The sequence below is a fragment of the Streptomyces sp. NPDC002623 genome, from assembly GCF_053592635.1.
Map to the genome: position 1 here is coordinate 1 of NZ_JBSFWB010000069.1, position 25,377 is coordinate 25,377.

At 69.7% G+C, this 25,377-nt stretch carries 26 protein-coding genes; 16 read left to right on the plus strand and 10 right to left on the minus strand.

Annotated elements, in window-relative coordinates; genetic code table 11:
• Nucleotides 1–91 precede the first annotated feature (91 nt).
• From ACWD4O_RS47150 to ACWD4O_RS47170, 5 genes are all read right to left on the minus strand, one after another.
• Nucleotides 92–514, minus strand: a complete 423-nt coding sequence (locus ACWD4O_RS47150) for an aggregation-promoting factor C-terminal-like domain-containing protein (protein WP_351911274.1) — start codon at nucleotides 512–514, stop codon at nucleotides 92–94.
• A 394-nt stretch (nucleotides 515–908) separates the two neighbouring features.
• Nucleotides 909–1,958, minus strand: a complete 1,050-nt coding sequence (locus ACWD4O_RS47155; protein WP_451289283.1) for an MBL fold metallo-hydrolase — start codon at nucleotides 1,956–1,958, stop codon at nucleotides 909–911.
• Nucleotides 1,959–2,504: 546 nt separating this feature from the next.
• Complete coding sequence (locus tag ACWD4O_RS47160) at nucleotides 2,505–3,305, minus strand: hypothetical protein (RefSeq protein ID WP_451289285.1); 801 nt, start codon at nucleotides 3,303–3,305, stop codon at nucleotides 2,505–2,507.
• A 422-nt stretch (nucleotides 3,306–3,727) separates the two neighbouring features.
• On the minus strand, nucleotides 3,728–4,291 hold the full coding sequence (locus ACWD4O_RS47165; RefSeq protein WP_451289286.1) for an AAA family ATPase: 564 nt from the start codon (nucleotides 4,289–4,291) through the stop codon (nucleotides 3,728–3,730).
• On the minus strand, nucleotides 4,288–5,046 hold the full coding sequence (locus ACWD4O_RS47170; protein WP_451289287.1) for a GntR family transcriptional regulator: 759 nt from the start codon (nucleotides 5,044–5,046) through the stop codon (nucleotides 4,288–4,290). Before ACWD4O_RS47170 ends, ACWD4O_RS47165 begins: the two co-directional genes overlap by 4 nt.
• 481 nt (nucleotides 5,047–5,527) lie before the next feature.
• Here ACWD4O_RS47170 and ACWD4O_RS47175 point away from each other — a divergent pair, with 481 nt between their 5' ends.
• From ACWD4O_RS47175 to ACWD4O_RS47235, 13 genes are all read left to right on the plus strand, one after another.
• Complete coding sequence (locus tag ACWD4O_RS47175) at nucleotides 5,528–5,797, plus strand: DUF6284 family protein (RefSeq protein ID WP_451289288.1); 270 nt, start codon at nucleotides 5,528–5,530, stop codon at nucleotides 5,795–5,797.
• Nucleotides 5,794–6,678, plus strand: a complete 885-nt coding sequence (locus tag ACWD4O_RS47180; protein ID WP_451289289.1) for a protein spdB — start codon at nucleotides 5,794–5,796, stop codon at nucleotides 6,676–6,678. Before ACWD4O_RS47175 ends, ACWD4O_RS47180 begins: the two co-directional genes overlap by 4 nt.
• 303 nt (nucleotides 6,679–6,981) lie before the next feature.
• Nucleotides 6,982–7,299 carry a hypothetical protein gene (locus tag ACWD4O_RS47185; protein ID WP_451289290.1) on the plus strand — a complete coding sequence of 106 codons (318 nt, stop codon included), beginning with the start codon at nucleotides 6,982–6,984 and terminating at the stop codon, nucleotides 7,297–7,299.
• Between the two features lie 118 nt (nucleotides 7,300–7,417).
• Nucleotides 7,418–9,541: an FtsK/SpoIIIE domain-containing protein gene (locus tag ACWD4O_RS47190; RefSeq protein ID WP_451289291.1), complete on the plus strand. Its 2,124-nt coding sequence runs from the start codon at nucleotides 7,418–7,420 to the stop codon at nucleotides 9,539–9,541.
• A gap of 203 nt (nucleotides 9,542–9,744) precedes the next feature.
• Nucleotides 9,745–10,212 carry a hypothetical protein gene (locus ACWD4O_RS47195; RefSeq protein WP_451289292.1) on the plus strand — a complete coding sequence of 156 codons (468 nt, stop codon included), beginning with the start codon at nucleotides 9,745–9,747 and terminating at the stop codon, nucleotides 10,210–10,212.
• 17 nt (nucleotides 10,213–10,229) lie between these two features.
• Nucleotides 10,230–10,523, plus strand: coding sequence for a hypothetical protein (locus ACWD4O_RS47200; protein ID WP_451289293.1), 294 nt, complete (start codon nucleotides 10,230–10,232; stop codon nucleotides 10,521–10,523).
• Between the two features lie 17 nt (nucleotides 10,524–10,540).
• Nucleotides 10,541–10,990: a hypothetical protein gene (locus tag ACWD4O_RS47205; RefSeq protein ID WP_451289294.1), complete on the plus strand. Its 450-nt coding sequence runs from the start codon at nucleotides 10,541–10,543 to the stop codon at nucleotides 10,988–10,990.
• Nucleotides 10,991–11,079: 89 nt separating this feature from the next.
• Complete coding sequence (locus tag ACWD4O_RS47210) at nucleotides 11,080–11,931, plus strand: DNA primase (RefSeq protein ID WP_451289296.1); 852 nt, start codon at nucleotides 11,080–11,082, stop codon at nucleotides 11,929–11,931.
• A 2-nt stretch (nucleotides 11,932–11,933) separates the two neighbouring features.
• Nucleotides 11,934–13,409 (plus strand): ATP-binding protein, encoded by a 1,476-nt coding sequence (locus tag ACWD4O_RS47215; protein WP_451289310.1) that lies wholly within the window; start codon nucleotides 11,934–11,936, stop codon nucleotides 13,407–13,409.
• Nucleotides 13,410–13,868: 459 nt separating this feature from the next.
• Complete coding sequence (locus tag ACWD4O_RS47220) at nucleotides 13,869–14,111, plus strand: helix-turn-helix domain-containing protein (RefSeq protein ID WP_451289297.1); 243 nt, start codon at nucleotides 13,869–13,871, stop codon at nucleotides 14,109–14,111.
• Nucleotides 14,112–14,190: 79 nt separating this feature from the next.
• A complete protein-coding gene (locus tag ACWD4O_RS47225) occupies nucleotides 14,191–15,456 on the plus strand; it encodes a tyrosine-type recombinase/integrase (protein ID WP_451289298.1) in 1,266 nt (421 codons plus the stop codon).
• 128 nt (nucleotides 15,457–15,584) lie between these two features.
• A complete protein-coding gene (locus ACWD4O_RS47230; RefSeq protein WP_451289299.1) occupies nucleotides 15,585–17,042 on the plus strand; it encodes an aldehyde dehydrogenase in 1,458 nt (485 codons plus the stop codon).
• A gap of 7 nt (nucleotides 17,043–17,049) precedes the next feature.
• Nucleotides 17,050–17,283 carry a ferredoxin gene (locus ACWD4O_RS47235; protein ID WP_451289301.1) on the plus strand — a complete coding sequence of 78 codons (234 nt, stop codon included), beginning with the start codon at nucleotides 17,050–17,052 and terminating at the stop codon, nucleotides 17,281–17,283.
• 213 nt (nucleotides 17,284–17,496) lie between these two features.
• Here the strand turns inward: ACWD4O_RS47235 and ACWD4O_RS47240 are convergent, their stop codons facing one another.
• Complete coding sequence (locus tag ACWD4O_RS47240; protein WP_451289302.1) at nucleotides 17,497–18,135, minus strand: TetR family transcriptional regulator; 639 nt, start codon at nucleotides 18,133–18,135, stop codon at nucleotides 17,497–17,499.
• 200 nt (nucleotides 18,136–18,335) lie between these two features.
• On the opposite strand from ACWD4O_RS47240, the gene ACWD4O_RS47245 reads away from it, so the two are divergent.
• From ACWD4O_RS47245 to ACWD4O_RS47255, 3 genes are read left to right on the plus strand one after another with little or no spacing between them, the layout of a single operon-like run.
• Nucleotides 18,336–19,805, plus strand: a complete 1,470-nt coding sequence (locus ACWD4O_RS47245) for a glycosyltransferase family 4 protein (RefSeq protein ID WP_451289303.1) — start codon at nucleotides 18,336–18,338, stop codon at nucleotides 19,803–19,805.
• Nucleotides 19,799–20,560: a class I SAM-dependent methyltransferase gene (locus ACWD4O_RS47250; protein WP_451289304.1), complete on the plus strand. Its 762-nt coding sequence runs from the start codon at nucleotides 19,799–19,801 to the stop codon at nucleotides 20,558–20,560. Before ACWD4O_RS47245 ends, ACWD4O_RS47250 begins: the two co-directional genes overlap by 7 nt.
• A complete protein-coding gene (locus tag ACWD4O_RS47255; protein ID WP_451289305.1) occupies nucleotides 20,557–21,627 on the plus strand; it encodes a prenyltransferase in 1,071 nt (356 codons plus the stop codon). The genes ACWD4O_RS47250 and ACWD4O_RS47255 overlap by 4 nt, the downstream gene beginning before the upstream one ends.
• 94 nt (nucleotides 21,628–21,721) lie before the next feature.
• On the opposite strand, the gene ACWD4O_RS47260 is transcribed toward ACWD4O_RS47255, so the two are convergent.
• The 4 genes from ACWD4O_RS47260 to ACWD4O_RS47275 form a co-directional block, all read right to left on the minus strand.
• Nucleotides 21,722–22,015, minus strand: a complete 294-nt coding sequence (locus tag ACWD4O_RS47260; protein ID WP_351911266.1) for a hypothetical protein — start codon at nucleotides 22,013–22,015, stop codon at nucleotides 21,722–21,724.
• A gap of 57 nt (nucleotides 22,016–22,072) precedes the next feature.
• A complete protein-coding gene (locus tag ACWD4O_RS47265; protein ID WP_451289306.1) occupies nucleotides 22,073–23,083 on the minus strand; it encodes an LLM class F420-dependent oxidoreductase in 1,011 nt (336 codons plus the stop codon).
• A gap of 116 nt (nucleotides 23,084–23,199) precedes the next feature.
• Entirely contained in the window at nucleotides 23,200–24,033 is an 834-nt protein-coding gene (locus ACWD4O_RS47270; protein ID WP_451289307.1) for a hypothetical protein, read from the minus strand.
• Nucleotides 24,034–24,219: 186 nt separating this feature from the next.
• Entirely contained in the window at nucleotides 24,220–25,215 is a 996-nt protein-coding gene (locus ACWD4O_RS47275) for an N-acetylmuramoyl-L-alanine amidase (RefSeq protein ID WP_451289309.1), read from the minus strand.
• Nucleotides 25,216–25,377: the final 162 nt, after the last annotated feature.

Below are 25,377 nucleotides of genomic sequence, written 5' to 3' on the forward strand. Positions count from 1 at the left end.
TCAGGGGTGGGGGGGCAAACGCCGATGGGGGCGGCCGGGGGGATCTGGGGCCGCCGCCTTCGGCGGCTGTGGGGGAGGCGTGTGGCGTGGCTCAGTACCAGCCGTTGGCCTGCCAGAAGTTCCAGGCGCCGACCGGGCTGCCGTAGCGGGAGTTCATGTAGTCCAGGCCCCACTTGATCTGGGTCTTGGCGTTGGTCTTCCAGTCGGAGCCGGCCGAGGCCATCTTGGAGCCGGGCAGGGCCTGGACGAGGCCGTAGGCGCCGGAGGAGGCGTTGGTGGCGTCGACGTCCCAGCCGCTCTCGTGCTTCACGATGTTGGCGAAGGCGTTGTACTGAGCCGTGCTCGGGATCATCTTGTGCGCGATCGCCTGGGCCTGCGAGGCCGAGGCCACGGACGACGTCGCGGCCTGGGCGGGCGCCGCGGACAGCGCCATGCCGGCGGTGGCGGCGGCCACGGCGGCGACGGTGAGGGCCTTCTTCGGGGAAGCGATGCGACGGATGACGGAGACGGACACGGAGAACCTTTTTCTTCGGGGACAGAGTCGGTCGCTGCATGCCGGAGTCACGCGGTGCGTGGCCGCACCGCGTGGTGTGCGGTGGGTGGCGGTGCATGCGTCGGTGCCGAGGCCCGTGGGCTCGTCGGCACCTTGCGACGTCATCCAGAGAAGCAGGATCGGGAGCCGTCCGCAAAGACCCCCTTTGCTAGTTGTGGTCGTATTCGGGGTGAAGGTCGCTTGTGTGACCTGGCTCTCAATGTGCAGGTCAGGGCCGGTAATGGCATGCCCATGGCATCCGATTTGTCCGACTAGGATGGTTAGTAGGTGATGTGGGTCATGTGGGGTGGTTCACCGGTCAACGGCCTTTCGGGCCCGTCGCAGGAGCCCCGAATGTGACGGCGGTCGCAGTCGATCAGGTCCCTGATGGGCTGACGACGGCCACGTAGGTCACCGGGTCGCTCCCCGTCACGGCCTCCGCACGGCCCAGCTTCACCAGGCGGCGCAGATGGGCCTCGGCCTCCGAGACCGCGATGTTCCTCGACCCGTACGGGATCTGGTCCCAGGGTCGGTTCCACTCCATCCGCTCCGCGAGCTGCCAGGGGGTGAGGGGGGTGGCGAGGAGGGTGAGCAGGCCGGTGAGGCGGTCCTCGTGGTGGGTGAGCAATTCCGTCACCCGGGAGGGCGCGTCGGTGAAGCTGTACTGGTGGGCCGGGAGGATCTCGGCGGGCGCGAGGCGGCCGACGCGTTCGAGGGAGTCCAGGTAGTCGCCGAGGGGGTCGGTGACGGTGGCGTCGTCCGGATCCTCGTACAGGCCGATGTGTGGAGTGATCTCCGGGAGCAGATGGTCGCCGGAGAACAGGCGGCCGTGGCCCGGCAGCCGGGCCGGATGCTCCTCCTCCAGGTGGAGGCAGACATGGCCGGGGGTGTGGCCCGGCGTCCAGATCGCGCGCAGACGGCGGCCGGGGAGGTCGAGGAACTCGCCGGGGACGATCTCGCGGTCGGGGAGGGCAGGGGCCAGGCCGGGGACGGTGCGGCGGCCGGCCCGGGGCGTGCGCAGCGGGGCGATGTGCTCCTCGGGGGCGCCGGCCGCCGTGAGCTTGTCCGCCATGTACGTGTACCAGCGCTCGGCGCGCGTCTCCCGGGTCCGCCGCACGATCGAGGCGTCCGCGGCGTGCATCGCCACCCACGCCCCGGAGGCCTCCCGCACCTTGCCGGACAGGCCGTGGTGGTCGGGGTGGTGGTGGGTGACGACGACGCCGTGCAGGGCGTCGACCGAGGTGCCGCAGGCGATCAGCCCCGAGGCCAGGGCGTCCCAGGACGCCGGGTCGTCCCAGCCGGTGTCGATGAGCACGGGCCCGCGGTCGGTGTCGACGACGTACACCAGCGTGTGGCCGAGCGGGTTGTCCGGGATCGGCACCCGGAGAGACCTGACACCCCCGCCGTGATCGAACGTAGCCGTCATCTGCCCGCCCCCTCCTGTGGCCCTGCGGCCGCACGGCCATTGCTCACTATAACTAGAACTGATGAGCTGTCAGATTGGCCAGGGGGAAGCTCTGTGACTCTCGTCCTGACCAGCCGTGGAGGGGTCGTTGGTGGTCGTTGTTGGTCGTCGTCGGTCCCCCTTGGACGGCCCACAGACGGCCCAGCTACGGGGTCGATCTGCCGCTATCGCTGGCGGCATGGGCCGCTGACGTTAGCGATCAGCGGCTCCACGCGGCAGAACTCAAATCAGCCCGTGGGGCGGCTGCGTGGGAGCTTTCGCCGGCTCGCTATCAGGCCCGGCCGTGCCACGCTCGGGCGTCCGGTCGTTATGTGAGGAGGAGTAAGAGGGAGCGACTTGCGGCCGCACGTTCCTTGGGGGTTCGCTGCGCTCACCTGCTGACGAGCCGTTAGAGGCGAGTACCTTGCGCGACTGCGGTTCTCTGTGCGCGTTTGAGGGCGGCGATGGGTGCAGGCACCACCTTGCTCGGTCGCTGCTCTCCCGCCCCTAGCCGCCTCTGAGCGTTACTCATCCCACAGCGGACGTCGAGAAGATAAACAAAGGCGCTGGAATGCGCAGCACGCCCTGTGTCTCCGCATCAAATAGATAGTGCGTCCCGTTGTTAGTCCCAAGATGGAATAGAGAATCACGCATGAGGCGTGTACGCTCTTCTCCCTTGATCGTGGGGCTTATCCACATTGGGTAGGCGTGTTGGGGATTGATGCCCAAAAACCCTGCGGTCCCAGCAAACCATCTGTAATTTACCTTCAGAGACCAGAGTTGTAAGCAGCTACATGGAAGAACTTCGCCATTTTCGATATGGCGCGCCGCCCGGTAGCCAGAAATTCCCGCTGTGGCGAAAACGGCCAGGACAAACAGGAGTGCAGCGGTTACGGTTGCCGCACGCCTCGCTTTCGCTTTGTCCATCCAATCTCGGTAGGCATTCGGATTCTTATCCAGCACCCCAGTCATGAATGTAAGGAAAATCACCGAGAGCACCAAGATGCCAGCAGCCCACCAGTAAGATGCTGCTGTAAAAAATCCAAATATTAGCACACCGAGCAGTAGCATGGCGGCGGCAAAGCCGAGCAGGCTCGCCCACCAGGGCGTTTTGTCTCTCATGGCGAAGTGAACAGAGATCGAATACAGTGCCACCACCACGAGAAATATTAGGAATACCCCGGCAACTCTTCCGAGAAGTACGGTTGGATCTATGCCAACCTCGTCGGGGGAAGTTCCCAGCTGTGTATAGAATGCGGCATTGCCGAAGCGTGCAATCCCGTAGAGTAGGGCTCCCATAATTGATAGCACGGTGGCGAATATGCTCAAAGGGGAACCGTATCCGCCATCTCTGTCTTCCTTATGATTCATTAGTATCTTTCTTTACCTTGTAAGCGTATCTGGCCGCGACCGTCATGGTCGGCTATCTATTTTTACAATCACCCTGCCTCTGCGGCCAGTCAAAGTCGTCCATCTGGGGTTAAGGGGCGGCCTATTATCGGGCACCTTGGCCTCACTCCGCTCGCATGCTGGCGAGGAGGCAGAGCCGAAGAGACCACCCTCGCCCGCGTGGGCGAGGGTGGTCTCTTCAATGCCGCTGTCGGCAGGCGGAAGGCTGGAACATCCAGAGTGTTGCAGCCCTCGCACCACAGGCAGGGTCGTAGTGTGCGGCGGTACTCAGCTCGGTACGGGCGGTCATCGCGCGCGGGGGTAGCGAGCTGTCAAGGGTCGCGCGGCCGTGGCCGCTCCTTCTATCCCCTGCCCTGTTGGGCGGCTTCGTCCAGTGCCTTCAGTACCGAATTGGTGTCGCCGTTGTACACGATGTGCGGCTCGCCCGAATCCGGGGGTACGAACCGGGTTCGGTAGCGGAGTAGGTCGCTTTCGGCGAAGTAGATCGAGTTTGGGTCGTCCTCATGCCTGGCGTTCCGCTTGTTCACACGGGCCCAAAGCTCTTCGTGACTTGCTTCCAGGTAGACCAGCACCGTGCTTGCGCCGGCGTCGGTCGCGATCGAGCGCCAACGAGCGCGGTCGTCCGGTGTCCAAAAGCCGTGGTCGACCACCACGTTGTGCCCGGCTCGGAGTTGCTCACGGAGTTCCTCGGAGATCTCTTCGAGGACCGGGCGTTCAAGGGTCGGAAAGACGCCTCGGGGGAAGTCGACCCCGTACACGCCATGTCGGCGGAACATCTCTTCGTCTGGGCAAAGCCTTACGAAGCCACTGGCAGTGAGCGCACGGGCAAGCGTCGTCTTGCCTGAGCCGGGTAGGCCTGCCATCAGGACGCAGGACGGCCGGGAGGCGTTGTCGGCGGTCCTCACTGCGTGACTTCCGATTCCGTGCGCCACGTTCGGCCAGGGCCCCCGAGGTCGACGCCGTATTCCACGATGTTGCTCTCGCTGTCGACGAACTTCGCGGTCATCACAACTACGGGTTCAGTCGGCAGGTTGTCAGGGTCCAGCTCCAAGAGCCGTGCGTACTCCGGCGTCAGCAGGCGGGCTGAGGCAGTGTCGAGGCGATGACTGATCGGGTGGCCGGTCGCCTGAGCAATGAGCTGGAGCGAAGTCCCCCCCGTCAGACGCTCACTCGCCGCAAGCTGAGGGATCAGCCTCCCGTACCGAGCAGGAATCCATGACGTGCTGTGGGCGACGATGCCGTGCCGGTCCCGGTACACGCGGCTCCGGCGTACCACGTCAGAGCCGGGCTGAATGTCCAGCGCTTGCGCCACTTCATTGGGTGCGGGCACCACGGCCGCCTGATGCGAGTCGGACCGCTCGCCATCACCCCAGCTGGACCCGGTACGGCGTCCACGGTCCTGTCGCTGGGCCCCGGACGACATGGACGCCGGCTGATCTAGCACTTCGGTGCCGATGCCGTGAATGCCACGGACGAGCCCCTCGTTGCGTAGCTTGCGCAGGGCCTTCTCGGCTGTTGCCGTACTCACCTTCCACTCTTCCGAGAGGTTTTTGATGCTCGGCAAGAGGGTGCCTGGCTGTAGCTGACCAGACGTAATCAGCTCCGCGTAGTGGGCGGCAATCTTTGCGTACGGTGCCCGGTTGTCGGCCTGGCCTGCCATTTCGCTTGCTCCCTGTCGTCACTTCCCTGAGGTTCCCTAGCTTACCGCTTGACACCGCAGGGAACCCTAGGGAACCTTAGGGATGTGCCCGCCGGTCGGTTCACCGAGCAGCGGGTGTCGGACCTCAACACGCCCTGATTCAGGGGCGCGTCGGGGTCAAGGGGCCCGGGACAGAGCGGGCCGAGGGCACCGGACAGTCGTCTGTTTCAGGCGATCCCTTGTCAGTCCGGATGGCAGACCGAAAGGTCTGGTCTCTGCCTACAGCGGGGCCCTAGCGAGCTGTTCCTTGATCCGGCAGCCGCGTCCCCGAAAGAGACCGCTCATCCACCGCAGTTCCCTGCGGCCGGTTGCCTCCGCTGCACGTCTCGTACGTGCAGCGCTGAGGGGAGCCGGATCTTCCGACTTCAACGGCGCGCGGTCCCCGGGTTGCACCCCGGGGACCGCTGTTCGGGCCGTTCCTGTGTGAGAGGAACACTGACCCATGAAGCACATCGGTGCTGTTCAGGTGGTCGTTACCGCCGACGAGTTCGACCGCGAGCCGACGGCTGCGGAGCTGGACGCGATCGAGCTGGAGTCCCCGCTGATCCTTGCGGAGGTCGACCTGCTCGACGCGCAGATCAAGGCCATGGACCACCCCGAGAACGAGGTCGACACCCGCCGGATCCGCCGGGCCCGCAACCGGGTGCTCGCGGCGCGGCGGGACCTGGCCAACCGCACGGCCGACGCGAGCACGACGGGCGGTGCGGCATGAGCGCCAGGGCCGTGCTGTCCGCCGTGGGGCGGGCCAAGACCGTGTTGCCCGCCGTCGCGATGACGGCGGTGTCCATGGTGCTCACCCTCGCCGTGGTCGTGATGTGGCTGGGCACAGTGATGCCGTGGCCGGTCGCGCTGGTCGTCGGTTTGGGCATCGACGGGGGATGGCTCGCCACCCTCGCCTACGAACGACGCCTTGCCGCGCAGGGCGACCACAGCCACACGGTGACCGCCGTGGGCTGGTTCTTCGGCCTGGTCGCCACTGGCGTCCTGGTCGCCCACGCGCTGCTGACCGAGGAGTCTCCCGGCGGGTGGCTCGCCGTCGCCTGGCTGCCGATCGCCGCCAAGGCGCTGTGGCTGGTCCACGGGATGTGGGAGCGCACCGCGCTCACCCCGTCCGCCCTCGGAGCGATCCGGGGAATCCAGCAAGAGGCCCGCGATGAGGCGGCCGTGGCCCGTGCCTGGCTTCGGGCCGAAGCGTCCACCGAGGAGACCCGGCTGACGGCCGTGACGGCTGCCGGGGCACGCGTCGCACGCGTCCAGGCCAAGACCGCCGCCGCCCTCGCAGGGGCCTGGTCGACGCTGGAGACGGCGCGGCAGGGCGAGGACACCGGCAGGGCGCTGACCAGCGTGACGACCCGCGTCACGCCCGACGTCACACCCCGCTGGGAGCTCCCGGTGTGGGGCCCGACCGAGCCGGTCGGCGCGCTCCCGGCCGGCCCGGCGCTCACCGACGGCGCGCTCGACGCGTTGGTCGACGAGATCCGGCACAGCGAGACCCCGGCTCTGTCCTACCGCGAGATGGCCGTGCGCTTTCGCGCGGCCGGCCACTCCGCGTCTGAGGTCCGGTTGCGGCAGGCATGGAAGCGCGTCGCCTGACGTCCGCTACAGGCTGTCCAGGAAGTTCACGACCGCCTCAAAGACGCGGTTTCTGCGGCGGTGTGACTTGCTGCAGAACCGCCGTCTGCGCCACCGGCTGCGCGGCTGCTGCACCGGTATCCCGCACCACTTGCACGGCCGCGTTCTGACTGCTGGCTCCCCGTTCATGCCGCACACCGTAGCCGCCCACGGACGGGACGCCGCCGGACCTTCCTCGGCATGTGCCCGCTGTGCGCCTACCCCTGCATTCTCTGCCGCCTGAGCTGCGGCTTTCCCCTTCAATCGCTGAGGAGTCCGCACATCATGGGCAAGCCCGACACCCGTCGTATCGACCGCGAGATTCAGAAGACGAACCGCAAGCTGGAGGCCGTCCGCCGGGGCGAGACGTGGCCGCTGACGAGTGCCGAGCGGCGCGCCGTGATCGGCGCGCTCGCCGGCGGCTCGTACCGGGTCCTGCGCGGCAAGAGCGCCGCCCGCCAGGAGAACCGGCTGGACTCCCTGGCCAGCTCCGTGGAGACCCGCCTTACCGCCGAACTGACCGCGCTGCACATCGAGCGGCAGCGCATCGTGAACGAGGCCGCCGCCGCCAAGGCCGCCAAGAAGTCGTCCGGCTGGTGGTGACACCCACCCCCGCCACGTGAACCACCCGCCGGGACGGCCGCCCTCGCCGTCCCGGCCCCTCACCCTTCCCGCATGCCCTTACCCGCCCCCGCCATCGGGGTGTTGAGGAGACTTCCGCATGTCCGAGAACGTCGTTCACCTGCACAAAGACACCGACCCGCCCGCCGAACCGGCCACCGCCACCGTGACCACGCTGACCGTGGTCCCCGCCCCGGCACCGCCGGCACCGACCCCGCTGTGGGTGCGCTCCGGGCGCGCCGTCAAGCACGCGGTCACGCACGAGAACACGAAGACCGCCGCCCGCGCCGTCGCCCGCCACAGCCTCTACGTGGTGGGCGGGGCGCGGATCACGGCCCGGCGGACGTGGGACGGCAAGACGGCCGCCCGCTACGAGCGGTTCATGCGCGCGGCGGAAGCCGCGGGGAACATGGAGGCCGCAGCGGAGTGGGAGGAGCGCGGGCAGCACTTCCGCGACGCGCGGCACCGCCGCCGCATGGACCTGCTCCACTCCCCGCTGGACGCGGCCAAGGGCGTGGCTGTGGGCACCGGGATGGGCATCGGCGCTCTGGTCGCCCTCGGGGTCGTCATGGCCATCGCGAACAAGGACGTCAAGGACGTCGTCACCCCGATCCAGGCCGTCATCGAGTTCATCAACCTGCTGATCACCATCGTTCAGGTGGTGTGGGGCCCCGCCGTCACCTTGGGCCCGTTCCTGGCCCTGCTCGCGCTGTGGGCGGTCGGCAGCAAGCAGCAGGCCGCACCCGCATGGGCTCTTCCCGCGACCGTCCGCAGCGGCGAGGGCGAGCCGATCACCCCGTCCATCGTGGTCAAGGCCCTGCGCGACCTCGGGGTGTCTGCCCTGGCCAAGGCCATCAAGGAGATGGGGGACGCCGGCGCGTCGATGCTCGGTCCGATCCGGATCGCCGGATGCGGTGTGGAGGTCGACGTCACGCTTCCCTCGGGGGTGTCGACGATCGAGGTGCAGAACCGTCGGCGCAAGCTCGCCGAGAACCTGACCCGGCACGAGCACGAGGTGTTCGTCACCATCCCGCAGGCCGCGCGCACGGTGCGGCTGTGGGTGGCCGACTCGGGTGCGTTGGACGAGCCGATCGGCCCGTCTCCGCTGGTCACCGACGAGACCATGACCGCCGACTACGCCAAGGGCCGCGCCCCGTGGGGTCAGGACCTGCGCGGCGACGCCGCGAGCCTGAGCCTGTATCAGCGCCACCTGCTGATCACGGGCCTGTCCAACCAGGGCAAGACCGTGGCCCTGCGTTCGCTGGCCCTGTGGCTCGCGCTGGACAAGTCGGTGGAGTTCTGGGTGGGCGACCTCAAGGGCGTCGGCGACTGGAACATGTTCGACGGACTCGCCGCCCGCCTCATCCAGGGCCCGACCGACGAGCACGTCATACAGGTCACCGAGATGGTCGAGGACGCGGTCGAGGAGATGAACCGCCGCATCCAGGCACCGCCCGGCACCCAGTTCCCCGCCCTGATCGTGATCGTGGACGAAGCGCAGATGGCGTTCATGTGCCCGGCCAAGGACGAAGACCGCCGTCCCTACGGCGGATCCAAGGCCACGTCCCGCTACTTCATGGCCGTCCGCAAGATCCACAACCAGGGCCGTGCGGTCAACGTCCTGATGTGGCAGGGCACCCAGGACCCCACCGACCAGAACCTTCCCAAGCTGGTCCGCGAGGGCGCGCACACCCGCGCCTCCCTCGCCCTGGGCACCGAGTCCCAGGCCCGCATGGCGCTGGGGGACAAGGCCGTCGACGGCGGGGCCGCACCGAACCTGCTGCGCCCCGGCCTGGATCAGGGGACCCTGGTCCTCGCCTCCTCCGGCATCGCCATCCCGGCCGGACAGGCGTCCATCACGGTGCGCACGCACTACATCGACGACGACGCGGCCGAAGCCATCATCGACCGGGCCAAGGCCCTGCGCGACGGCGTCACCACCCTGCACGCCATCGACCGGGGCGAGGACCGCGACCCGCTCGCCGACATCGCCGCCGTCCTCGGTGACGCCTCCCGCGTCCTGACCGCCGACGTCCTCAAGCGGCTCACCGCGTTGAACGAGGACGCCTACGGCGCGTGGACGCCAGGCGACCTCAAGCGTGTCTTGGAGGACGCCGGCGCGGAGCCGTACAAGTCCGACGGCCGCATGGTCGTCGGCCGCGACCGCGTCGCCCGCGCCCTCGCCAACCGCGACGGCCACGGTTCCGCTTCCGCCTCCGAGTGAAGGGAGGCGCACCATCCCCGGGGCAGGGAGGCAGGGAGAACTCCCTGAACCCCTCCCTGACTCGCCTCCCTGGCTCTGACCTGCACGAATGATCGTTCAGGGAGGCAGGGAGGCACGCAGGCCAGACCCCTGAAACACCGTCCACAGCCCACCCGGCAGGGTGTGTCTTCGCCTCCCTGCCTCACCGCCGGAAGGGATTCCGCATGTACCCCGAACACCCCGGCCACGTGCCCGCCTTACGGGCCCCGGAAGTCCACCAGCCCACCCCGCTCACCCCCGCCGCGCCGTACCCGGCACCGCTCGTTCCCGTCCAGCCGCACGGCGTGCCGACGGTTGCGAGCGTCGTCCTGCCGGACGGCCGCGTCGTCACCGGCTACGCCATGAGCCCCGTCCAGCCGGACCCGGTCGCCACCCGGCCGGCCGTGTCCCGGACGGCGGTGAACGTCGCCCTCGGAGGCGTCGGATTCCTCGCCGTCTGCGGGGGACTGCTGCTGCTGACCGCGTTCATCACCGCGCTCACTGCGCTGGTCACGCAGCTCGTCATCCTCGCCGCCGTCGTCTTCGGCGGATGGGTCGCCGTGCAGATCTTCAGCGGACGCGGCCACGGCGAGGGCGGGACGACGGTCAACATCCGCAAGGCCGTCATCAAGCGCAACAAGTTCTACGGCTGAGAGGGAGACCAACACCCGTGCTCCGACTCCGCATCCGCGTCACCGACTGGCCGCGCCGCGCGCTGGTCCTGACCGACACCCCCCGCCCCGACTGCGCCGACTGCCGGGGCGAGGGCGGACACGCCTACGACTACGGCGACCACAACGGCGAGTACGCCGGCACCGAATGGGACCCCTGCCCCTGCTGGAACGAAACCCGCCGGATCGTCCTGCTTCCCCTGCCCCGTCGCCGTCCCCGGTGGCTGCGCCGCCGCGCCGACGACCGCGACCCGTGGGGCCCCGACGGCTACAGCGACGAACCACCCTTCTAACCCGAGAGAGGAACCCTGTGTTCGAGATCAGGATCATCTGCGACCCCGCCGACTCCGACCGCGTCACCGACGTCCTGGAGACCGCGTTCAAGGCCGGACGGGTGACCGTCTTCCCCACCGCCGACGGCAAGCGGCAGCGCCTCTACCTCAAGGCTGATCACGCCGACATGTGGCCCGAGCCCGAGCAGGCCTACGCCGACGCCCCCGCCATTCTCAGCGAGATCGACTGGATCACTCGCACGCTCGCCGCCGCAGGATGCTTCACCGCGCTGGAGAGGTCCTACTACCTGCGCAAGGCCGCAGCCCTCGACCGCATCGCGCTCACCGACGGAGCCGACCACCGCGACGACGACACCGCCCACATGGCCGCGAAGTTCCTGATCGAACTGGACGACGCGCACGCCGACTGCGAGCCGCGCGCCTACGTCCGCCAGCAGTACGCCCTCTGGCTCGCCGACCAGCAGTAGCTACGCCAAGGGCGGCCCCCCACTCACGCCAATGAAGCGGGGCCGCCCTTGTCCACCTGCCACGAACTGACCTGTGGAGGTCATCCAGCATGCCGCAACCCACTGCCATCCGGCGAGCGCTCGCCCTGTACCTCGCCGCCCACGGTGTCCCACCGCTGCCCCTGCGGGCGGGGAAGCTGCCGTTCGGCAACTGCCCGGCCTGCACCGGCAACGCGTGCGGCGGCCGGCCGAACATGAAGACCCCCGGCACCTGCGCCTGCCCGCACCCGTGCCACGGCTGGGCCGCCGCCACCACCGACCCCCACACCCTCACCTCCCCGCCGTGGGCGTCCGCGTGGTGCCGGGCCGCCGCCGTCGCCTACCACCCCGGCGGTGCCGGCGTCACTGTCGTCGACCTCGACAACCCGGCGGCCGTCGCCTGGGCCCGCGCGACGCTGCCCGCCACGCGCGCGGTGCCGACGACCCGGGGCGAGCACTGGATCTACCAGGGCGTCATGCGGTCCGTGAACGCCGTCCGTGAGGGCGTCGACATCAAGTCCACGATGGCCTATGCCCGGTGGCTTGGTCCCGGCACCGGCACCATGACCGCCCTGCCGGACGTCGTGCGCGCCCTGGCCGTGAAGGAGCCCTCCACGGCCCGGCCGGCACTGCAGGCCGTCACCGTGCCCGCGCGGGCTGGGGGCGGGGAGTGCCGGCACCGCACGCCCGCCTACCTCGACCGGGGAATCGCCATGGCAGAGCAGCGCATCACCGACGCCCGCGCCGGGGTGCACGCCACGGTCTATCGGACGTTCCTCGCCGTGCTCTCCACGCACGGCCGATGCGGCTGCCTCGCCGACGCCCACATCAGCAGGCTGTTCACCGCGGCTCAGGCCAAGGGCGAGTCGCCCCGGCACTGCGCCGACGCGTGGACCAACGCCCGCACCACGTTGGGACTGTGACCATGTCCGAGGACGAGAAGAACCCCGCCCGCGAGATCATCGCCGACTACGCACAGGCGCATTTCCGGTACTTCCGCACCGCCGACGGGACCGTGTACGCGCAGAGGAACGGCCACCCCGTGGCCCGGCCGATGCGCTCCCAGGGCACCACGGGCAGCCACCGGCAGGAACTCATCGTCGGCATGTACCGGGACGGGGTCGGCGTGTTCAACGGGACCGCGCTCAAGGAGGCATTGGACTTGATCGAAGCGCTCGCGCTGTACGAGGACACGCACGCCGTGAACATCCGCGTGGCCCCCGGATTCGACGGGGCGACATGGCTGGACCTGGGCCGCGACGACGGGCAGTCCATCCGCATCCACCCCACCGGCTGGGACATCCTCACCCCCGACCCGCGTGAAGTGTGCTGGCGACGCACTCAACTCACCGGGGAACTGCCCCTGCCGGCCAAGGACACCGACGGCAAGGGCATCGATCTCCTGCTCCGGCTGTGCAACTTCGCCAACGCCGAAACGGAGTGCCTGGCCATCGCGTGGCTGATCGGCTGTCTCGGGCCGTCCGTGCCGGTCCCCGCGCCGTTCCTCACCGGCCCGCAGGGCGCGGGCAAGTCCACCGGCGGCCGGATGCTCGTACGGATCATCGAAGGCATGAGCGGAGACCTGCGCCGCGCCCCGAAGGACGAAGAGAACCTCATCGCAGCGGTCGCGGCGGGATGGGTCACCGCGCTGGACAACCTCTCCCACATGACGCCGGACCTGTCCGACGCCATGTGCTGCATCGTCACCGGAGCCGAGAGCGTCAAGCGCGCCCTGTTCACCGACGGGGACGTGTTCCGCGTCGGTTACCGCCGCCCCCTGCTGCTGACCGGCATCGACGTCGGAGTCATCCGGCCCGACCTCGCCGAACGCCTCCTGCCCCTTCGGTTGGAGCGGCCCCGCGTCCGGCGCACCGAGGCGGAACTGTGGGCGGAGTACGCGGAGGTTCTGCCCGTCGTTCTCGGATCGCTCCTGGACCTCACGGTGAAGGTCCGCGCGGTGGCAGCGGAGACCCCCACCGACCTGCGGATGGCCGACTTCGCGCACCTGTGCGCACAGCTCGACGCGGCGACCGGTCTGGGGGCGCTCGCCGCCTACCGGGCCAGTCTGGACGACCTGAACGACGACGTCATTGAGGGCGACCTCCTCGCGCAGACCGTCCTCAGCCATGCGGACACCATCGAGCCGGGCGACGCGCAGCGGATGACCTCCACGGAGTGGCTGCACTGCCTCAGCCGCCTCTACGCGGGCGAGGACTGCCGCCCGCTGCCCAAAGGGTGGCCGACCACCGGCAAAGTCCTCTCCGACCGTCTCAAGCGCCTCCAACCGACCCTGGCCGCCCGGGGCGTCCTCATCGACACGGGCCGCACCAGCGAAGGCCGCTACCTCGAAATGACCCGCACGGCCACCGCGCCCCCGCACGAGCAGCAGCGGGTGTACTGACCCGCACGCGCTCACCCGTACAAGCAAGAGGAGCACCGTCGCCGCGGCGTGCTCCTCTTGCTGTTCGGCGCATGCGCCGACCCAAGGTCGCGCCGCGCAGCGGCTCCTTCTTCACGCTTGAGCGGCACCAGACCACAACAGACACCCCCCGCTCTTTGTCCTAAGAGGGAAGACGCTGCGTCATCTGCGTCATGCGAGCCGGAAAACGGCCCCTGGCCTGCGGCAACACGCATGACGCAGACGGCATTCTCTGCGTCATCCTGCGTCATCTGCGTCATGGGCCGCGTCACGGATGACGCAGCCCATGACGCACCAATGACGCACACCCTAGCCGCCGCGTCACACAAAGCCGCAGGTCAGAAGCCTGAATGACGCTGATGACGCAATGACGCAGAAATCCAAGCCTCGGACAGGTGCGCCCCCGAAACAGGACCCGCGCCCGCGCACGGAGGACACGCCATGAGCACCGCACGTGAACAGCCGGACCCGCGCGCCACGCTCCGCAGCGGGTTGCCGGACCGCTACCTCACCCCCGACGACATCGCCGAGATCTTCGAGGTGCCCAAAGAGACCGTCTACCAGTGGCGTCGGAAGCGCATGGGGCCGCCCGGATTCCGCATCGGCAAGTACATCCGCTACGACCCCGCCGACGTGCTCGCCCACGTCGCCGAACGCAAGAGCACTGACCAGAACGCCGCCTAACCCAACACCCACCGCAGACAGCAGGGAGAGCCGCTACCCGGCGGCTCTCCCTGCCGCATGTCGAGAGGACTTCTGCCTGATGGCAGGCCACATCCAAGACCGCTGGTTCAAGACCGAGACCGACACCGACGGCAAGACCGTCCGCACGAAGACTGATCGCCACGGCACCGGGCTGCGCTACCGGGCCCGGTACGTCGGGCCCGACGGTACCGAGAAGTCCAAGAGCTTCCCCGACGGACAGAAGCGTCTCGCTGACAAGTGGCTCGCGCAGATCGAGGCCGACATGGCGCGCGGCCAGTACATCGACCCGAAGGCGAGCCGCACCACCTTCCAGCAGTACGCCGAACGCTGGGTGGCCGCCCAGACGACCGACGTTTCCACGCGCACGGGCACGGAGTCCCGGCTCAGGCTTCACGCCTACCCGCATATCGGGGCGCGCCCTCTCGGCTCGTTCCAGCCGGAACAAGTCCGTGAGTGGTCCCGGGAGTTGGAGGGCAAGGGGCTCGCTGCGTCCTATCGGCGAGTCATCTTCGCCAACGTGTCCGCCGTGTTCACGGCCGCCATGGATGACGGACTCATCAGCAAGAACCCCTGCCGCGCGACATCGGTGAAAGCGCCGGCCATGGTGCCCAGTCGGGTGCGGCCGTGGACGGCTGAGCGCGTGTTCGCCGTGCGTGCACAGCTCCCCGAGCACTACCGCGCCATGGTGGACGCGGGCGGCGGCTGTGGCCTGCGGCAGGGTGAGATCTTCGGTCTTCCCGTCGAAGAAGTCGGCTTCCTGACTGGGTGGTTGCACGTTGGCTACCAAGTGAAGCTTGTCGCCGGACACCCCGTGTTCGCACCGCCGAAGCGTGGCAAGGTGCGCGACGTGCCCTTGCCCGAACACGTCGGCCAGGCGCTCGCCGCCCACATGAAGCGGTTCCCGCCCAAGGAGGTGACGTTGCCGTGGCTGACCCCGGACGGGCGGCCCGTCACCAAGAAGCTGTTGTTCACCGCCCCTGAGGGTGGCGCGCTCGTGCGGAACAACTTCAACGTGCAGGCATGGAAGCCCGCCCTCGTGGCCGCTGGTGTCCTCCCGGTGCCTGAGCCGGGCAAACGGATCGCCGAATCACGGGAGGACGGCATGCACGCCCTCAGGCACTTCTACGCGTCCGTGCTGCTGGATGCGGGGGAGAACGTGAAGGCGCTGAGCCAGTACCTGGGACACGGCGACCCGGGATTCACGCTGCGCGTGTACACGCACCTGATGCCGAGCAGCGAGAGCCGTACGCGGAAGGCCGTTGACGGCATGTACCGCGCGGCCGGCGAGGGCAACGACGGCCCACAGACGGCCCACGCGGCGTGACGGCATCTCCGACCAGCGGGAAAACCGCTGGTCGGGGCCGGTTTGGCCCTGCCCCTGGCTTAGTTTAACTAGAACTGGTATCAGTTCTGGGGACAGCTGAGACACCGTCAGAAATGAAGGCAGCGGACATGGCTGAGCTCGTGGTGCACGAAAAGCTGGTCATCGGCGGCGAGTTGACGGACCCGCTCGGCGACGCCGTCATCGAGGTGATCTCCCCGCACACCGAGGAGGTCATCGGGCGGGTGCCGCACGCGTCGGCGGCCGATGTGGACCGGGCCGTCGCCGTGGCGCGGCAGGCCTTCGACGAGGGGCCCTGGCCGCGGCTGTCGCTCGACGAGCGGCTCGCGGTGGTCACCCGGATCAAGGACGGGATCCTCACGCGGCACGAGGAGATCGCCCGGGTGATCTCCTCGGAGAACGGCTCCCCCTACTCCTGGAGCGTCCTCGCGCAGGCCCTCGGCGCGATGATGGTGTGGGACGCGGCGATCACCGTCGCCCGGGACTTCACCTACGAGGAGCGGCGCGCCGGCGTGCTCGGGAAGATCCTCGTCCGGCGCGAGCCGGTGGGCGTGGTCGCGGCCGTCGTCCCCTGGAACGTCCCGCAGTTCGTGGCCGCCGCCAAGCTCGCGCCCGCGCTGCTCACCGGCTGCACGGTGGTGCTGAAGCCGTCCCCGGAGTCGCCGCTCGACGCCTACATCCTGGCGGACATCGCGCGGGAGGCCGGGCTGCCGGAGGGCGTGCTGTCGATCCTGCCGGCGGACCGCGAGGTGAGCGAGTACCTGGTCGGGCATCCCGGAGTCGACAAGGTCGCGTTCACGGGCTCGGTCGCGGCCGGCAAGCGGGTCATGGAGGTGGCGTCCAGGAACCTGACGCGGGTGACCCTGGAGCTGGGCGGCAAGTCGGCGGCGATCGTGCTGCCGGACGCGGACCTCGCCACGGCCGTCCCCGGGATCGTCTCGGCCGCCTGGATGAACAACGGGCAGGCCTGCGTCGCCCAGACCCGCATCCTGCTGCCGCGCTCGCGCTACGACGAGCTCGCGGACGCCTTCGCCGCCGCCGCGAGCGCCCTCGTGGTCGGCGATCCGCTGGACCCGGCCACCCAGGTCGGGCCGCTGGTGGCCGAACGGCAGCAGCGCCGCAACCTCGACTACATCCGCATCGGCCAGGAGGAGGGCGCGAAGATCCTCACCGGCGGCGGCCGTCCGCCCGGCCTCGACCGCGGCTGGTACGTCGAGCCGACGCTCTTCGGCGACGTCGACAACTCCATGCGGATCGCCCGCGAGGAGATCTTCGGCCCGGTGATCTGCCTGCTGCCCTACGGCGACGAGTCCGAGGCGCTGAAGATCGCGAACGACTCCGACTACGGGCTCAGCGGCAGCGTCTGGACGGCCGACGTCGGGCACGGCATCGAGATCGCGCGCCAGGTCCGTACGGGGACGTACTCGGTGAACACCTTCAGCCTGGACATGCTCGGCCCGTTCGGCGGCTACAAGAACTCCGGGCTGGGGCGGGAGTTCGGGCCCGAGGGCTTCAGCGCGTACCTGGAGCACAAGATGATCCATCTGCCGGCCGGCTGGGAGGGCTGAGGCCGTCATGGGGGATCGGTGGCACGTCGAGGTGGACCGCTCCCTGTGCATCGGGTCGGCCCAGTGCATCCATCACGCGCCCGACGGCTTCCGGCTGGACACCGCACGCCAGTCCCATCCGGCCGATCCGGACACGGACGCGAACGAGCGGGTGCTGGCGGCGGCGGAGAGCTGCCCGGTGGAGGCGATCATGATTACGTTGCTGGGGAGCGGAGAGCCGGTCTTTCCTCCAGAAGAGTGAAAAATGTCCCCATTGGGGTGTTCTGTAGTGCCCCACGTGTTCTATTCTGGTAGTGGCCTACGAGGCGAATGAGGGAGTTCGACCGGAGTAGCCGACTTTGGCGAGACGCCGAGAGGTACGGGCATCCGCTGGGGCCGACGTCGACGGACGAACTGAGGGACCGGAAGGTCGCAGGACAGGGCCTGACGGAAAGCCCTCTTCGTCTCGTAGGTTTTACTTGTCCGTCCGGTCCGTCCGGTCCGTCCGAGGGTCCGTCACGTCGATCAGGCGGCAGACCGTCTCGATGTCGATCCGGACCTGGGCGATGGACGCGCGGCCCGACAGCCAGGTGATGAGCGCCGAGTGCCAGGTGTGCTCGATGACGCGGACCGCGGAGAGCTGCTCGGGGGTGGGGTCGGTCAGGCCCATCGAGTCCAGGATGATCGCCGTCGTCTGCCGGGACACCTGGTCGACCTCGGGGGAGACGCTGCGGTCGGCGAAGGTCAGCGCGCGGACCATCGCGTCGGCCAGATGCGGCTCGCGCTGCAGGGCGCGGAAGGCGCGCATCAGGGTCTCCGCGACCCGGTCCGCCGCGTTCTCGCCCGTCGGGGGCTTCTTCCGCAGCGTGCCGTGCATATGCTCCAGCTGGTCCTGCATCGTGGCGACCAGCAGGTGCACCTTGGAGGGGAAGTAGCGGTAGAGGGTGCCGAGGGCGACCTGCGAGGACTCCGCGACCTCCCGCATCTGCACCGCGTCGAAACCGCCCCGGCTGGCCAACTGTGCGCTCGCGTGCAGGATCCGGCGGCGGCGCGCCTCCTGCCGCTCCGTGAGAGGGGAGTGCGCGGGGCGCTGAGGGGTGACTTCCGCAGGCATGGGTCCCGTTTCCGTTCCGTTCCGTCGGTCGTTCCGTCGGTGGTGCCGTCGGTCGTGGCGCGAATCACCTGATCCACCGCTCACAGCACAGCTACCTGCCGGTAGATTCAGAGCCTCCCGAACGATCAAGTCTGAAACTTGTTCTAGATTAGCGTCCCGTCGTAGTCTCGCGGGACAATGCAGGCAGAAGGGGGCCCGGAGTGACCGCTGAGGCCAGTCAGGCGGGGTCCCCGAAGGACCTTGCCGCTGACGGCGGGCGACCGCTCGACATCGCGCTCCTCACCTATAAGGGGAACCCGTTCTGCGGGGGCCAGGGCGTCTACGTACGGCATCTCTCGCGGGAGCTCGTCCGCCTCGGTCACCGTGTCGAGGTCATCGGCTCCCAGCCCTATCCGGTGCTGGACCCGGGCCACGACGACCGTCTCTCCCTCACCGAGCTGCCCAGCCTCGACCTCTACCGCCAGCCGGATCCTTTCCGCACCCCCGGGCGCGGCGAGTACCGCGACTGGATCGACGCCCTCGAAGTGGCGACGATGTGGACCGGCGGCTTCCCCGAACCGCTGACCTTCTCGCTGCGCGCCCGCCGCCATCTGCGCGCCCGGAGGGGCGAGTTCGACGTCGTGCACGACAACCAGACCCTGGGCTACGGGTTGTTGGGGGACGTCGGCGCGCCCCTGGTCACCACCATCCACCACCCCATCACCGTCGACCGGCAGTTGGAGCTGGACGCCGCCGAGGGATGGCGGCGGCGGTACTCCGTGCGCCGCTGGTACGGGTTCACCGCCATGCAGAAGCGCGTCGCGCGCCGGCTGCCGTCCGTGCTCACCGTCTCCGGCACCTCCCGCCAGGAGATCATCGACCACCTCGGCGTCCGCGACGACCGCATCCACGTCGTCCACATCGGTGCGGACACCGACCTGTTCCGGCCGGATCCGGCCGTGCCGCGGGTACCGGGCCGGATCGTGACGACGTCCAGCGCGGACGTCCCGCTCAAGGGCCTGGTCTTCCTCGTCGAGGCGCTGGCGAAGGTGCGCACCGAGCATCCGACGGCCCATCTCGTCGTCGTCGGCAAGCGCCCGCAGGAGGGGCCGGTCGCCCAGGCGATCGAGCGGTACGGCCTCGAAGGCGCCGTCGAGTTCGTCAAGGGCATCTCCGACGCCGAACTGGTCGACCTGGTGCGCTCGGCGGAGGTCGCCTGCGTGCCGTCGCTGTACGAGGGCTTCTCGCTGCCGGCCGCCGAGGCCATGGCCACGGGCACCCCGCTGCTCGCCACGACCGGCGGGGCGATCCCCGAGGTCGCCGGGCGCGACGGGGAGACCTGTCTGGCCGTGCCGACGGGCGACGCGGGCGCGCTGGCCGTGGGCCTGAGCCGGCTTCTGGACGACCCCGAGCTGCGGGCCCGGCTCGGCGCGGCCGGCCGCGAACGGGTGCTGGAACGGTTCACCTGGGCGCGGGCCGCCGAGGGGACCGTGGCCCGCTACCGCGAGGCGATAGCCGACGGCCGTCACCAGCGGGCGTCGGAGGCCCCGGCGCCGGCCCAGGCCACGGCTCCGGCCCCGACTCCGGCCCCGGCTCCTCAAGCTGTCGACCCTGGCGTTGACGCGGACGTCGACGTCGACGCCGATGTCGTAACCGAAGCATCCGATCGCGAAAGCAGGGCCACGTGCTGACCGTCGACTTCTCCCGGTTCCCGCTCGCCCCGGGCGACCGAGTCCTGGACCTCGGCTGCGGTGCCGGCCGGCACGCCTTCGAGTGCTACCGGCGGGGCGCGCAGGTCGTGGCCCTGGACCAGAACGCCGAGGACATTCGCGAGGTCGCCAAGTGGTTCGCGGCGATGAAGGAGGCCGGTGAGGCCCCGGAGGGCGCCACCGCCACGGCGATGGAGGGCGACGCCCTCGCGCTGCCCTTCCCCGACGAGTCCTTCGACGTCGTCATCATCTCCGAGGTCATGGAGCACATCCCGGACGACAAGGGCGTCCTCGCGGAGATGGTGCGGGTGCTCAAGCCGGGCGGCCGGATCGCGATCACCGTTCCGCGCTACGGGCCCGAGAAGGTCTGCTGGACCCTCTCCGACGCCTACCACGAGGTCGAGGGCGGCCACATCCGCATCTACAAGGCGGACGAACTGCTCACGAAGATCAAGGAAGCCGGGCTGAAGCCGTACGGCACCCATCACGCCCACGCGCTGCACTCGCCGTACTGGTGGCTGAAGTGCGCGTTCGGCGTGGACAACGACAAGGCGTTGCCGGTGCGGGCGTACCACAAGCTGCTGGTCTGGGACATCATGAAGAAGCCGCTGGCCACCCGGGTCGCCGAGCAGGCGCTGAACCCGCTGATCGGCAAGAGCTTCGTGGCCTACGCGACCAAGCCGCATCTCCCGAATCTCCCCCACGTCCCGACGCTGTCCGAGGCGGCCGCCAAGTGACCACCCCCCGGACAGAACACCTGGTCCTGCCCGGGGTCCTCACCGCCGAGCAGGCCGCCGCGACCGTCGCCGGCATCCTCGCCGTGCAGCGCGAGGACGGCGCGATCCCGTGGTTCCGGGGTCACCACCTCGACCCGTGGGACCACACCGAGGCCGCCATGGCACTGGACGCGGCCGGCGAGCACGAGGCCGCCGACCGCGCCTACACCTGGCTGGCCCGGCACCAGAACGACGACGGATCGTGGTTCGCCGCGTACGCCGACGGCGACTTCGCCGAGGTCACCGACCGCGGCCGGGAGACGAACTTCGTCGCCTACATAGCCGTCGGCGTCTGGCACCACTACCTCTCCACCGGCGACGACACCTTCCTCGACCGCATGTGGCCGGCCGTCTACGCGGCGATCGAGTACGTGCTGCGGCTCCAGCAGCCGGGCGGCCAGATCGGCTGGCGACGCGACGACGACGGCACGCCGACCGCCGACGCGCTGCTCACCGGCTCCTCCTCGATCCACCAGGCGCTGCGCTGCGCCCTGGCCATCGCCGAGCAGCGCGAAGAGGCGCAGCCGGACTGGGAGTTGGCGGCGGGCGCGCTGCGGCACGCCATACGACGGCATCCGGAGCGTTTCCTCGACAAGGACCGCTACTCGATGGACTGGTACTACCCGGTGCTGGGCGGCGCGTTGACCGGCGCCGAGGCCAAGTCCCGTATCGAGGCGGACTGGGAGCGGTTCGTGGTGCCCGGTCTCGGCGTGCGGTGCGTCGTCCCCAACCCGTGGGTGACGGGCGGCGAGTCCGCCGAACTCGCCCTCGCGCTCTGGGCGATGGGCGAGTCCGACCGGGCGCTGGAGATCCTGCAGGCGATCCAGCATCTGCGGGACGCGGAGTCCGGGCTGTACTGGACCGGGTTCGTGTTCGACGACGAGGCGATCTGGCCCCGCGAACTCACCACCTGGACCGCGGGCTCGCTGCTGCTCGCCGTCGCGGCCCTCGGCGGCCACGAAGCCACCTGCGCGGTGTTCGGCGGGGAGCAACTCCCCTCCGGGCTCGAGGCGTCCTGCTGCGCCTGAACGGGCCGGCCGCGCCCGAGCGGATTGCTCAGGGGTGGCTCGGCGGCTGTCGAGTGGCTGCTCGGTGGTGGCTCGGCGGCTGCCGAGTGGCTGCTCAGTGGCGGTGGGCGCGGCCTGCGATCGCGTGGCCCACGAACAGGTAGACGACCGCGGCCAGGCCGTACCCCGCCACCACCCTCGCCCACGCCTCGTCGAACGTGAACAGATCGTAGGACCAGCCCGCGAGCCAGCGGGCCGTGTCGTGGACGAACTCCACGAAGCTGTTGCCGCGGTTGGCGTCGAGCAGATACATCGCGATCCACAGGCCCAGGATGAGGGCCATCACGTCTGCGACGATCGCGATGACCGTCCCTGCCTGGTTGGCGCCGTTGCGATATCGAGGGGACATGCTGCTCGGGTTGCCGTTCGCACCCGTATGAAACGTGTTCCCTGCGAAACCCGTTTTCTAGGCGGTGAGTTCGGCCAGCACCCGCAGGGTGTGCGGGTCGGGCGCCACGACCAGGAGGTCCGTCACCGGGCCCTTGCGCCACAGCTCCAGCCGCTCCGCGATGCGTTCGCGCGGGCCGACGAGGGAGATCTCGTCGGCGAAGGCGTCCGGGACGGCCAGGACGGCCTCCTCGCGCCGGCCGGCCAGGAACAGCTCCTGGATGTGCCGGGCCTCCGCCTCGTAGCCCATGCGTGCCATCAGGTCGGCGTGGAAGTTGCGGGTGGCATGGCCCATGCCACCGATGTAGAAGCCGAGCATGGCCTTCACGGGCAGCAGGCCCTCGGCGAGGTCGTCGCAGACCCGCGCCCGTGCCAGGGGGGCCACCCGGAAGCCCTCGGGCAGTTCGGCCACCGCCGGGCCGTACGCGTCCGGCCGGTTCGGCGACCAGTACAGCGGCAGCCAGCCGTCGGCGATGCGGATCGTCTGGGCCACGTTCTTCGGCCCCTCCGCGCCCAGCAGCACCGGCAGGTCGGCACGGAGGGGATGGGTGATCGACTTGAGCGGCCGGCCGAGGCCCGTCGCGTCCGGCCCGCGGTAGGGGTGGGCGTGGAACCGTCCGGCCGCCTCCACCGGCGCCTCGCGCCGCAGCACTTGCCGGACGACGTCCACGTACTCCCGGGTCGCGGTCAGCGGCGACTTCGGGAACGGGCGGCCGTACCAGCCCTCGACGACCTGCGGACCCGACAGGCCCAGCCCCAGCATCATGCGGCCGCCGGAGAGATGGTCCAGGGTCAGGGCGTGCATCGCGGTCGTGGTGGGGGAGCGGGCCGCCATCTGGGCGACCGCCGTGCCCAGCCGGATCGTCGACGTCCGGGCGGCGATCCAGGTGAGGGCGGTGAAGGCGTCCGAGCCCCAGGCCTCCGCCGTCCACACGGAGTCGTAGCCGAGCCGTTCCGCTTCGCGTGCCAGCTCCACGTGGTCGGGGGAGGGGCCGCGCCCCCAGTAGCCGAGCGCCAGACCGAGCCGCATGGCCGCCTCCTGACGGTTCGTCAGATCGCAGATGTGGGCTGCGACTGTACGACAACGGCCCCCCGCCCGGAAGGGCGGGGGGCCGTTGTCGTGTATGCCGCTGCGCGGGGTGGGACTCAGCCGCGCTGGATGCCGGAGGTGTCCCTCAGGACACCGCGACGGCCGTCCTGCGTCTGGGCGACCAGACCCTGGCCGCCCTGCTCGACCGCGAGGTACCAGGTGCCCGGCGCCAGTTCGGCGATGGGCAACGGCGCACCGTCCTCCGCGTACAGCGGACGCGGCACCGGCACGGCGAACCAGAACGGGGAGAAATCCCCGGCCGGCGGCTGCGCCGGACCCGGCTGACCGCCGCCGAACGACTGCGGGCCCGGCTGACCGGGCTGGCCCTGCTGCGGCGGAGTGCCGAACGCCGACGGCTGCGGCGCACCCGGGTAGCCGTAACCGGCGGGCGGCTGCGCGCCGTACGGCTGGGGCGTCGGCGGCTTCGGCGCCGGGATGAGCCCCGCCTGGAGCGCGGGCACCAGCGGAGTGGCGATCGCGCCGCCGGCCATCACCAGCGTGGCGACCAGGGCGAGGATCAGACCGGTGCCGGCGGAGGGAGCGTTGGAGTTGTCGCCGCCGAAGTTGTCCAGGCCGCCGATCGGGTCGACGACATTGCCCAGGGCGCTCCACGCGGCGAAGACCGCGAAGGCCACGCCGAACGGACCGAGGTCCAGACCGGCGACCTTGCGGGGCTGCGGCAGCGCACGGGAGACGACGATGAGCGCGGCGCCGATGAGACCTGCCAGGACGACGCTGAGCAGGACCGGTCCGCTCGACCAGAGGCTGGGGATGTCGAGACCGCTGGCGACGCCGTCGTACGAGTAGTTGTCCAGGAACGACGCGATGAACAGCAATACCGCTGCTCCGATCACCACGCCGTCGCCTCGAGTGAGGGAGCGGATATTCACTTCAGGTCCTTCGTCAGTCGTCTCGTCGTCGGTACACGCATGTACGCATACACGTAGCGGGTAGAGGCGTCGCTGTCACCATGTCGCCGTAAGGCCCCTGTGTGAAGCGCGGGGGTGGCCCCAATCGTAGGGACGACACTATCGTCCACACGATTGAGCTGTCCGCCCGGATCGGTCCGCTGATCACTACCCGCGCAGGAAACTCACGATTCCCTCAGAGATCCCCCGCGCCGCCTGCTGCCGCCAGGCGCTGCTGGTCAGCAGCGCCGCGTCCTTGGTATCGCGCATGTTGCCGCACTCGATGAACACCTTGGGAACCGTTGACAGATTGAGACCGCCCAGGTCCTCACGCGTGACGAGACCGGTGCCGTCCCCGACGTAGTTGGACGGCGAAGTGCCCGTCGTGCGGGCGAAGTCGCCCGCGATCAGCTTTCCGAGGTCCTTCGACGGGGCGACGATGGCCCGGTTGTCGGCGATGCCCTCGTGCACCGAGCCCGGCAGGATCACATGGAAGCCGCGCTGCCCGGCCCCGGCGCCGTCGGCGTGGATCGAGACGACCGCGTCGGCGTGCGCCGTGTTCCCGATCCGGGCCCGCTCGTCGACACACGGGCCGAACGGCCGGTCCGCGTCCTGCGTCAGCTTCACCGTGGCGCCCTGCTGTTGCAGCAGCGTGCGCAGCCGGTGGGCCACGTCCAGCGTGAACTCCGCCTCGCTGTAACCGGAGTTCGTGGACGTACCCGTCGTGTCGCACTCCTTCCGGTTGGTGCCGATGTCCACCTTGCGGTTGATCTCGGCGGTGTGCTCGACGTTGGTGGGGTTGTGCCCGGGGTCGATGACGACGACCTTGCCCGCGAGGGAGGCGACGCTCTCGCTGGGCGACGCGGTGAGCGTGCCCGGCTTCTCGTTGCCGCCGGCCGGGGTGGGGTCGAGGACGCCGGCGCCGGTGGAGGCGCCCGCCCCGGCCCCGGCCACCCGGTCCGCTCTGCCGCCCCCGTCGCTCCCGCCGCTCCCGGTTCCGCCCAGCGTCTCGAACGCCAGCCAGCCCAGCAGCGCCCCGGGCACCAGCACGGCGAGCGCCACGGTCAGCGGGCGGCGCAGCGGCGAGCGGCGCGGCGGCGGGCCGAAGGGGTCGGAAGCGCCGAAGGGATCGACGGGGCCGGAGTTCGAGCCTGTGTACGACACGCCTGCCACCCTAGGGCCTGTCGTTTGGATCACGTCGCAGACGCGGGGTGTGGTGCGCACATCTGCGGCGTTGTCGTCGGTTGCCGACGCTCCGCGTCGACGCCCTCCTCCGCCTTGCAGCTGCACGCACCACACCCCGCTCACCGGCGCTGATTCGGCACC